We start from the raw sequence: 8503 nt of genomic DNA, 5'->3' as shown, positions 1-8503 counted from the left end.
GCAATCAAAATATGGTCAGCGGTAATCAGCTCGCCATTTACTTCGACGGTATTGGTATCGACGAACTTAGCAAAACCTTTGATCACTTCGACGCCGTTTTTGGCCAAGTTGTTATCATAAGCGCGGTGAATGTTTTCGATATATTGTTGGCGGCTCTGTACCAGCTTTTGGAAGTCAAAACCTTTTAACTCAACATCAAAACCATAATCTGGCGCATATTTATGGATAGCTTCAGCCACTTGGGCGCCATACCACATGACCTTTTTGGGAACACAGCCCAAATTTACACACGTGCCGCCCAATTGATTGGCTTCGATAATTGCGCATTTTTTGCCATAACTGGCTGCACGGTTGAGTGACGCGATGCCGCCGCTACCGCCGCCAATAGAGATATAGTCATAATGTTTGGTCATAATACGGTCTCTTTATTAAGTTGTTATTGGTGCTGTTTCTGACTCTACTGTAATGGGTCTTGTCATTCATCTTACAAGTTTTTTATGGTTAGCGTATGTTGAATCGCTTGACTATAAACGCTGCTTGGTTAAGAAAAGCCTAGCATTTAGATATTTAAATCTACTCAAACCCATTTATACAATAGGACGACGTCTATAAAATAACAGTCCCGGAATAGACAAGCCAAGTACCAATCCTGAGGTGACAAATAGTGCTTCAAACAAATACACCATCATTTGGCTAAACAACTCGTCTGAAAAGCCAAAGTAACCTATCTGTACCATACTGACCATCGCCTTATAAGCGGCGATACCAGGCATCATACAAATGACGCTAGGCGAGATGAGCGCTTTGGGCGGCAGAGTATATTTCTTAGAAAAGTACACACCCAAAAAGCTAGCAAGCATCGCGCCAAAAAAGCTAGCAACCACGATATGAATGTGTTGATAAACGAGTGCTGTCTTTAGTCCAAAGCCAAATGCGGTCATCAGTAAACACGGCAAGATATAGCGTTTGGGTACGCTAAACATTAGCGTCCAACCAAGGGTGATGATACAAGACAGTATGACGGTTTTAATAAACCACATCTTAAAACCCCCAATGCTGTATGCGAAGTAAAACCAGCGCCATCACGATACCGACGCACGCGGACAAGGTCAGCATATAGGTAAAGACCGCACGCCCAACGCCAATATTGACATAGCCTTTTAAGATATCGGATAAAGAATTAATCAAAGGAAAGCTTGGCACCAATAGCAGTACGCTAGAGGCAACAGCGATATCCGCATTGTTACCAATATCAAAATAGTAAGTCGTCGCCCCAATCAGTGAAGCGATAAATGCCGTCACAATGACAGTGATAAAGGGGTTAAAGTGGTGCTTGGATAGATAGATCCGAGTAAACATCGCTACCATGCCAGCGATAAATGTCACCGCCGTAATCGACCAACTACCGCCATTCAGATAAGCAAATGCGGCACAAGATGCGCCAACAAACACGCTTACTAACCATGTTGGATATACGGCCTTATCCAACTCATCAAAGGCAAGGGTAGTGCGGTCAATCAAGTCATGATGGTCGATAGTGGCTTCGGTCTTGTTGACGATTTGCTGGATCTGTACTAATAAATTGACATTGATGCTCTGATTGATCGTATCTCTGGTGGTGGTAATACAGCGCTCGTCACAGATAGTCGTTAGGGTAATAGCATTAAAGTTCAGCGAACATTCGACGCTATTCATCCCCAAGGCAAGCCCCAAGCGTTTGGATAAGTCCACCACCACGGCAGACTCAGCGCCATACTGCATAAGAAGTAATCCGCAGCGCACGCATAGTCGAGTAATACGCTGCTGCTTTACGTAGCTGATAGAGGTCATGGGTGAGATACGCAGATTGGTTGGTATTGATACACTATTATAAAGGGTATAGGTGCTGACGCGCAGACAATATCAGTCATTATCGAATATTATGTTGGCTGCTATTATAAAAATTTTTGGCAAGGAGTATAAAATGCATATCGCTATTTTGACATTGACGTTTTCATTGCCCGGCTGTGGTTCTCTAAAAGAGAAACGCCACCGTATGGGCGGCTTGCACGCGCGCTTTGGCAATACGCCAAGTGTTGCGGTCTGTGAGAGCGGCGAGCGTGATCGGCATGATGCCAGCGAATGGACGTTTGTGATCGTTGGCCTGTCTAAACGTGAGGTTGAGTCGCAATGTAGTCAAATTGAGGAAAAGCTAGAACGTACGGTAGATGCAAGGGTGATGAATATTGAGAAGGAGTTTGTTTAGTCTACGGCGTCTTCATAGAGATCCAATCCCACTTTTCGCTAATATCTTGGTCGCCCACTAGAGCGATGACTAATAGCCAGTAGCATTCCTGTTGTCTCGATATTGCTCCTAGCTAAGTCACCGCAATCCAGTGGTCAACCAAGGATAACTGTTACAGTCGGGGTTAAACCTCGTCTCAAGGCAACTATTTAGTATTACTGTTACATCTTCTCTAAATTATTCGTAAGTTCTAAAAGATGTTCGATAGCTGCTTTACTATTCGGCTTCTCTACGATCCGCTTTTGGAGCAACTCTAGAGTCCATTGCTTAACTTCATTTAATTTGCTTTGAATAACAACTGGTTGACGGATAAAAGGAGATAGCTTTTGAGCATTTACCAGCTCTTGATAATACCAAATCGCTGTATCAATTCTATCTTCATTGTTAAATTTGGCAATCTCAACTTTAAAAGCAGGGTGTTTTAGCAATTCTCGAACATATCTAATTCTATCTATTCCATCATCAAGCGGTTGCCAAACAACAGAACTGAAATTTTCTTTACTAATATTTTGTATGGCTTCAAAAAAATCCTCGCTATCATTTCCATGTTTGCAAAATCGCATAAAAATTTCGGATAGAGTGCTAGCATCAGTATTTAGAGCTAGTCCCTTTTTCTGATTACTAATGGTCTGCAAAAGGAACTTATAAAAAATATCAGGAGGTACAGGGATTCTAAGGTAATAATCTCCTATAAACCACTCGCTTGGTCCTTTCTTGACTTTGTCCTCTATATATTGTTTCACTAACTCTTCAAATTTTTTGGCTAACTCAGGAGAACCATTTTTTTCGAGTATATTATAATAGAAGCTTAAATTAGGGAATGCTTCTCTATCTATCCTATCCTTAATATTGTCAAACAGTCTCTGATTGAAGCTTTGATCTGAGTTTAAATTACGATATTCAGCCATCAAATCTTTCTTTTCTCTATCACTTTCTAAAGCTTCTTCATTGATTAAGTCTTGGTTTAGCAGTCTTTCAAATTTTTCACTATCTATATCAATATGCGTAATCAGTTCGATAACAATTTCAGTCCATCCCTCCATACGAAAGTTAGGATAGAATCTTGAAAGCTTTTCCTCTACATCATCTTTTTTAGTTCTAACCTTCGCTTTTAACGCATCATTATCGCTTTTTAAAAAGATATCTAATCGGTCATCGAGACTATCTTCAGAAAAATATGTTTCTAACTCTTTCATATCGACATCAAGAAATTCAGGAATGTCATTAACAAGCTTGATAATAAGAATTTGTCTTAGGATTTCTTCTTTGCTCAACTTTGATAGTGATGATGAGTGTTTTATTATTTCATGATAAACCTTCTGAGCGCGCTGATAAAATCTAAGATTTCTAACACCCATAGTTTGATAGAATTTTTCGTAAATAGGAAATGTATCGATATCACTAATTTTATCTTTAATAATTGATAATGAGTCATCTAAAACTAATACTTCATCAAACACTTTTTCCTTATATTCTCTAAATTCTTTATCTGCTTTACCTTCGTGTAATATCACTACTACTTTACAGTTTTTTTCTAAGCTTAAATGATTCACTAAACCCATCACATCTTTAATGTCTAAGTTTTTAGATAGCCTTTCAATATCGTCAATGCAAATCAAAGTATCTCCAATAAGACTGGTAATGGCACTGCTAATTAAGCCTTTACCAAGAGACAAAGTGACACCCGTACCTTCGAGTTTTGGTAAATCTATAGCATCCAATCCTTTCTTAAATATACCTTTCAGTCCAGTAAGGTAGTCCTTCTTTTGAGTAGTAGCATGAGTACTAAGTGCAATCTCGAACTTCAAAGCATCTATTGAGTCAATGCCGAATAAAGAGACATAAGAATATTTATTGACACCCAAATTTTTATGATTTTTCTCGTAGAAATCTTTCCAAAATTGTGTCTTACCAATTCCCCATTCGCCAGTTAGTGCAATAGCAAATGAGCTTTCTTTATCAATTAGATCTGCAAGTCGTTTTTCAAGATTTTCTAAATTTGCCATTGATAACTGTCCTATAGATGTTCTTAGAATAGCAATTATATTAGCACCAAATTTAAAACCTCACCCAACAAAAAAGGCCACTCCCTAATAGAGTAGCCTTTTATCATTAATCATCTAAAAAATGCTAATTATTGCGGACGGCCTTGACCATGTCCTTCAGGTTTTTTATACCCTTTTACAGTCATACAGGCTTCTAGTTTTTTCATATCACTTTGGCTTGGACGATTCTCTTTAGACATTTTTACGCCAGCTCGTTGAGCACAGTCATCCATGGCTTGCTTCATATCAGCAGACATCGCAGGTCTTTGATGGTTGCGATCGCTTGTGCCATTTGATGTGCCGCTTGACGCGCAGGCGCTAACGCCAACAGTAGATGCCAAGACAATAAACAGTAATTTTTTCATAAGAATTCCTTAAGAGTTTCAGAGGTCATACAAGAATGAGTAACGTCAATTTGCGTTGGCTATATCGTTATTAACCAGTTATTTCTATATCGTATATATCTACACGTCATACCTAACTATTTAAATACTAATACATTTAACTTTTAAGTATCTTTAATAAATATTAAGAAAGGTAACGTAGCGAAATAACTTAAGTTTTACTCTATATATCGATTTTCATTCATAGCTTATAGTTTGCGCTTTGCCTTATACCAACCAATAAAAAAGGCCACCCTATAAAAAGTGGCCTTTTATCAATCAGGACTAACGGTATTAGCTGACTTCTTTCATACCTTGTTCAAGCATTGGCTTTAAGAATATACCCGTGTAGGATTCTTTGACCTCAGCCACTTCCTCAGGTGTACCTTCAGCGATGATCATACCGCCACCTTTACCGCCTTCAGGGCCTAAGTCGATCACCCAATCCGCCGTCTTGATAACATCCAAGTTATGCTCGATGACGACGATAGTATTACCTTTATCGCGTAGGGCATGCAAGATATTGAGCAGCTTATCGATATCATGGAAATGCAAACCAGTGGTTGGCTCATCCAAGATATACAGCGTCTGTCCCGTATCGCGTTTGGCAAGCTCACGCGCCAGTTTGACACGTTGCGCCTCACCACCTGATAGTGTTGGCGCAGACTGACCCAAGCGGATGTAGCTCAGACCGACATCCATCAATGCTTGCAGGCGACGATAGATCGCTGGTATCGCTGAGAAGAACTCAACGGCATCTTCAACAGTCATATCGAGCACATCAGCGATGGTTTTGCCTTTATAGTGAATCTCTAGCGTCTCGCGGTTGTAGCGCTTGCCCTCACAGGTATCACAGGGCACATACATATCAGGTAGGAAATGCATCTCAACTTTGATAAGACCATCACCTTGGCACATCTCACAGCGTCCGCCTTTTACGTTGAAACTAAAGCGACCAGGCTTGTAACCACGAGCACGCGCTTCTTGGGTCTGGGCAAACATCTCACGCACAGGGGTAAACACGCCAGTATAAGTCGCTGGGTTTGAGCGCGGCGTACGGCCGATTGGGCTTTGATCGATATCGACCATTTTGTCCAAATGCTCAAGACCACTGATGCTTTCAAACTTATCGGCAATCAGCGTTGAAGCATTGTTTAACTGTGTCGCTGCCAGTGGCATAAGCGTACGGTTAATCAAGGTCGATTTACCCGAACCTGAGACACCCGTCACACAAGTCATGATACCAACAGGAATGGTCAAATCTACATCATGTAGGTTGTTACCTGACGCGCCTTTTAGCTCGATGGTCATCGGTACTTTCTTGGCTTTAGCCTTACCTTTGACTTCCACATCGATGGTTTTGGCTTTATGACGCACAGTTGGAATCTCGATTTTTTTCTTACCAGACATATATTGCCCAGTCAGCGATTCTTTGTTTGCCATGATGTCATCGACCGTACCTTGAGCGATGACATGACCGCCGTGCACGCCTGCACCGATACCGATATCGATGACGTGATCTGCTTGGCGAATCGCATCTTCATCATGCTCTACGACCAGTACCGTATTGCCCAAGTCACGCAGGCGCGTTAGGGTTTTTAGCAGACGATCATTGTCACGCTGATGCAGACCGATTGATGGCTCATCAAGTACGTACATCACACCCATCAGACCAGCACCGATTTGGCTGGCTAGACGAATACGCTGTGCTTCACCGCCCGATAACGTCTCGGCAGAGCGGGCGAGTGTTAAATAATCAAGCCCGACGCTGACGAGAAAGTTTAAGCGCTCATTAATCTCTTTAAAGATTTTTTCGGCGACTTCACCTTTATGACCGCCAATCTTTAGCGTTTTATAATAGTCAGCCGCATCACCGATAGACAGCTTAACGATTTCTGCAATGGTCTGATCATCAACACGGACATTGCGTGAGATTTCATTCAGGCGCGCGCCGTCACAGACGTTACAAGTGGTATCAGCCAGATATTTAGCTAACTCGTCACGGACAAGGTTACTTTGCGTCTTGGCATAACGACGCTCTAGGTAAGGAAGGACACCTTCGAACGGTACAGTCTTGTTCGTTTTGCGACCGCGCTCATCGGTAAAGTTAAAGGTCAGTTTTTCTTTACCAGAGCCATGCATGATTAGGTCTTGCTGTTCTTTTGACAGGTCCTGCCACGGTGCATCCATGTCAATTTTGAAATGCTTACAGACAGTGCTAAGCAAACCGAAATAGTACGCATGACGCTTGTCCCAACCATTTATTGCGCCTTGGTTAAGTGACTTCTCATGATGGGTAATCAATTTTTCAGCGGCGAAATATTGACGTTTACCAAGACCATCACAGCTTGGGCATGCGCCATAGGGATTGTTAAAACTGAACATACGTGGTTCAAGCTCAGGCACTGCACGATCACAAACAGGGCATGAATGCTTGGCTGACATCACTTGGTTTTCGTCACCGCCTTCCTTTGGGTTGCCATCCATAAAGTGCAGCGTGACCAGTCCTTGACCTAGACGTAGAGCCGTCTCTAAGCTCTCAGCGACACGGTTGCCCAAGTCGTCACGGACTTTAAAGCGATCAACCACCACTTCGATGGTGTGTTTTTTCTTCTTATCCAGAGTCGGTAGCTCATCAGTGTCATAGACATCACCGTCGACGCGCACACGGACAAAACCTTGCCCAATCAGCTGCTCAAGTAAGACGGTATGTTCACCTTTACGCTCACGAATGACCGGTGCCAAGATCATAATCTTAGTGTCGTCTGGCAAAGCCATGACTTGATCGACCATCTCAGTGACCGACTGCGCGACCATTGGCTCACCATGCTCAGGGCAATATGGCGTACCGATGCGTGCATAGAGCAGACGCAGATAGTCATAAATTTCGGTAATCGTACCGACGGTCGAGCGCGGGTTATGGTTGGTTGATTTTTGCTCGATAGCAATCGCAGGGGATAGACCCTCGATGCTATCGACATCAGGTTTCTCCATTTGCGAGAGGAACTGACGAGCGTATGCCGATAAGCTCTCGACATAACGACGTTGCCCTTCCGCATATAGCGTGTCAAATGCCAACGAAGATTTACCAGAGCCAGATAGGCCAGTGATTACCACGAATTTATCTCGTGGAATGTCTAAATCGATGTTTTTTAAATTATGAGTACGTGCGCCGCGTATTGCGATATGGTCATGTGCCATCGGTTACAGGTTTCCTATTTGCTAAAAGGGGATTGGGAAATATCTCAAGTCAAAAGTAAATACAGATCAGTAAAGTGGTTGGTTAAAACGTGAATAATTCTAAATTTATGATGTTGTTATAAGTAGTGTTTTTATAAAAGGTACATACATTGATAAGGTAAAAGTTATGCCAGCCTAGTTATTCATTTTCTATTATTGTTTGGCTTTATATTGTTTGTCGTTCCTACGACTATTTTTTATAGGACTAAGCAAATCTAAATCAAATCAGTGTTAAGTAACAGGCATCGTTTGTTATGGTTTTGACCAAAAATGTCATTTTATAGGAGCGTTCGTCGTTACATAGATATGGTGAGTTAGCCATTAATTGTGCTGACAACGTTTTACTTTATTGTCATGGTGACAGCATTATTCAAGGCATGACTGTGCATCTGATGCACTTAGTAACAAAATAATCTCGTAATATGAATGGCTTGGGTTGAGGGCGCATACATTGCTGCACCAGTAAGACAAAAGTCTCGGCAACCAAACGGCGAATGTCTTATACTAGGGGGCTTGATTTATAGGCCAATGCCTTGATAAACCAGTAGTGA

Annotated in this window: 7 protein-coding genes; 1 reads left to right on the top strand and 6 read right to left on the bottom strand. The window is 41.9% G+C overall.

The annotated features are described in order from the left end of the window. From B2863_RS06930 to B2863_RS06920, 3 genes are all read right to left on the bottom strand, one after another. The coding region (locus B2863_RS06930; protein WP_296208588.1) for an FAD-dependent oxidoreductase at nucleotides 1–413 on the bottom strand (413 nt) is incomplete at its 3' end. A gap of 174 nt (nucleotides 414–587) precedes the next feature. Next, complete coding sequence (locus B2863_RS06925) at nucleotides 588–1040, bottom strand: threonine/serine exporter family protein (protein ID WP_101205820.1); 453 nt, start codon at nucleotides 1038–1040, stop codon at nucleotides 588–590. Between the two features lies 1 nt (nucleotide 1041). Further along, nucleotides 1042–1830, bottom strand: coding sequence for a threonine/serine ThrE exporter family protein (locus tag B2863_RS06920; RefSeq protein ID WP_296208586.1), 789 nt, complete (start codon nucleotides 1828–1830; stop codon nucleotides 1042–1044). A gap of 133 nt (nucleotides 1831–1963) precedes the next feature. Between B2863_RS06920 and B2863_RS06915 the strand changes: the two genes are divergently transcribed. Next, entirely contained in the window at nucleotides 1964–2245 is a 282-nt protein-coding gene (locus tag B2863_RS06915) for a DUF503 domain-containing protein (protein WP_296208584.1), read from the top strand. A gap of 200 nt (nucleotides 2246–2445) precedes the next feature. Here the strand turns inward: B2863_RS06915 and B2863_RS06910 are convergent, their stop codons facing one another. From B2863_RS06910 to uvrA, 3 genes are all read right to left on the bottom strand, one after another. After that, the gene (locus tag B2863_RS06910; protein ID WP_296208581.1) at nucleotides 2446–4290 is read right to left on the bottom strand and encodes a P-loop NTPase fold protein; all 1845 of its coding nucleotides are present in this window, start codon (nucleotides 4288–4290) and stop codon (nucleotides 2446–2448) included. A gap of 128 nt (nucleotides 4291–4418) precedes the next feature. Then, nucleotides 4419–4694 (bottom strand): hypothetical protein, encoded by a 276-nt coding sequence (locus B2863_RS06905; RefSeq protein ID WP_102092584.1) that lies wholly within the window; start codon nucleotides 4692–4694, stop codon nucleotides 4419–4421. A 312-nt stretch (nucleotides 4695–5006) separates the two neighbouring features. Further along, entirely contained in the window at nucleotides 5007–7913 is a 2907-nt protein-coding gene (gene uvrA, locus B2863_RS06900; protein ID WP_296208579.1) for an excinuclease ABC subunit UvrA, read from the bottom strand. Nucleotides 7914–8503: the final 590 nt, after the last annotated feature.

Source organism: Psychrobacter sp. UBA3480, assembly GCF_002377945.1.
Lineage (GTDB): Bacteria > Pseudomonadota > Gammaproteobacteria > Pseudomonadales > Moraxellaceae > Psychrobacter.
The sequence above is the reverse complement of the archived record's forward strand: the minus strand, read 5'-3'. Positions and strand labels throughout refer to the sequence as shown.

Coding starts and splice junctions, on each gene's coding strand:
- B2863_RS06925 (WP_101205820.1), bottom strand. CDS start 1,040: ATGTGGTTTATTAAAACCGTCATACTGTCTTGTATCATCACCCTTGGT.
- B2863_RS06915 (WP_296208584.1), top strand. CDS start 1,964: ATGCATATCGCTATTTTGACATTGACGTTTTCATTGCCCGGCTGTGGT.
- uvrA (WP_296208579.1), bottom strand. CDS start 7,913: ATGGCACATGACCATATCGCAATACGCGGCGCACGTACTCATAATTTA.
- B2863_RS06920 (WP_296208586.1), bottom strand. CDS start 1,830: ATGACCTCTATCAGCTACGTAAAGCAGCAGCGTATTACTCGACTATGC.
- B2863_RS06910 (WP_296208581.1), bottom strand. CDS start 4,290: ATGGCAAATTTAGAAAATCTTGAAAAACGACTTGCAGATCTAATTGAT.
- B2863_RS06905 (WP_102092584.1), bottom strand. CDS start 4,694: ATGAAAAAATTACTGTTTATTGTCTTGGCATCTACTGTTGGCGTTAGC.